Here is a 1,879-nt window from a genome sequence, read left to right as displayed (position 1 = left end):
CCCTATGCCGATGCCTCAGGGCGTATTGTGGTTCTAGCGCGTCAGCGGCAGAGTGGTTTAATGGCTGTGGTCAGTATAGACCCTGTTACCGGGGCAAGCCATGTAGAGAAGGAGTTGCCTGCCTCAACAAAGTCTCCTTGGTTATTAACCTGGTCTTCTCCAAAGCGGATGTATGTATGGCGTTGGCGTCAGGCAGGGGAGATAGAGGTGTATGTCTATCGAAGTTTGTCAAGGCCTCATGTGGGGGCGTTGCATGAGGTGAAGGTGCCGATGTCCATTTCGTTGATAGCGGATAGTTCAGGTCGTATTTGGGGCTATGATGGGAAGGCTTTGCGGTTTGTTCAGCTGCCTTTACAGTAAAAGATGAGGCATCGCCCGTGCGCGGATCGTTGTCAGCTGACCTATCGTGTAGGGGCGGGGTAACCCCGCCCCTACTCTGTGTAGACGGGTTAGGCGCAAGCCGGCTACATAAAGATCGGTGGTAGTTGACCTTGGGAATCCTCCTGTAAGGCCCCATGGTGGCCAGGGCTGCCTCCAAAAGGCAGCCCTTAAGCCCCTTAGAAGCCTGTTAGGGGATACTTCACATGCATCTACAGGTGGAGGCGGGTTCCTCGCCCCAGCACCGATTCGGCGGCGATGACAGGGGTGGGGCCGCCTGCCCGCCCTTCGAGAACCACCTCTTCTTGAAGCGTTGTGCCCTCATCTACAATAACATTGCTGAGGCGCACATGCTCGCCCACGGTCACGTTATCCATGAGAATGCAGTTTTCCAGGCGAGTTTGGCCTGCGATACGGCAATTTCGACCGATGGCCGTCATACCGTTGATCCAGCTACTGGGCGCTATCGTTGTGCCTTCGCCTACGGCGAGGCCGGGAACCGCGGTTTTCACCTGTCCCGAAAGGATGGCCTGCGTGGCCATAAGAAGCTGCTCGGCCCGCCCTACGTCGAGCCAGAAGCCACCAGGAGCAATGCCGTAAATAGGCGCGCCCTCTGCAAGAAGGCGCGGGAAGATATCGCGTTCAATGGAGCTGGGTTTGCCTAACTCGATTCGCGCCAAAAACTCCGGTTCGAGGACGTAGAAGCCGGCGTTGATGAGGTCTTTACCGGAGGGGGTTAGGTCGGGGTCGAGAGTGACGGCCCGTTTCGCCTCCTCGCTCGGCTCGCGCCATTCCAACACACGGCCCTTCTCGTCCAAAAGGAGCACGCCAAAGGGATGAGGGCTTGGCACCTCATGGAGGGTGATGGTTGCGATGGCCTCTCGCTGCTTGTGGAACGAAACGATCTTACCGAGATCGAAATCGGTGAGTACATCCCCATTAAATACCACAACCGTCTCGTTTGGAAAGAACTGTGCCGCATTGCGAATGGCGCCACCGGTTCCTAAAGGAACCTCTTCGACCGCATAGCGCATGCGTACGCCGAAACGGGAACCATCGCCGAAGTGGGCCTCGATCTGGTCGGCCATGTAGTTGGTGGCGAACACAATGTCTTCGATGCCATGTTGGCGCAGCAGCGCCACTTGATATTCCAAAAAGGGCCTATTGGCCACCGGCGTGAGCGGTTTGGGACGGCGATAGGTTAACGGGCGCAGGCGCGTGCCCAGCCCTCCTGCAATGATGATGCCTTTCAACGGTTTCTCCTCCTCGAACGTAGTAGGTAGTGTGCTCACGAAGCACGTGCAGCTATTTTACTCAAAGAGAGGCCAACCCTGCTCGGAAATGTGATACAATAACTAGACGCATCGTATGCAATTAGAAGCAACCGACTTCGTGCGAGGGATACCTAAAGGAGAAATTGTAGAAATTGACCGCAGTGAGTGAGCCTAAAATCGCACCGCAAGAGGACGCGGTAGAGAGAGACCTTTACGATGTAACCATC

2 protein-coding genes are annotated in these 1,879 nt (G+C 56.0%); one reads left to right on the top strand and one right to left on the bottom strand.

The window, feature by feature from the left end:
* A partial coding sequence (locus VKV18_RS04540; RefSeq protein ID WP_324203039.1) for a hypothetical protein occupies positions 1–360 on the top strand: 360 nt, incomplete at its 5' end.
* 230 nt (positions 361–590) lie between these two features.
* On the opposite strand, the gene VKV18_RS04535 is transcribed toward VKV18_RS04540, so the two are convergent.
* A complete protein-coding gene (locus tag VKV18_RS04535; protein ID WP_324203038.1) occupies positions 591–1,631 on the bottom strand; it encodes an NDP-sugar synthase in 1,041 nt (346 codons plus the stop codon).
* Between the last annotated feature and the right edge of the window lie 248 nt (positions 1,632–1,879).

The sequence above is a fragment of the Chthonomonas sp. genome (assembly GCF_035294505.1).
Classification (GTDB): domain Bacteria; phylum Armatimonadota; class Chthonomonadetes; order Chthonomonadales; family Chthonomonadaceae; genus Chthonomonas.
This window is presented reverse-complemented; position numbering and strand designations above follow the sequence as displayed.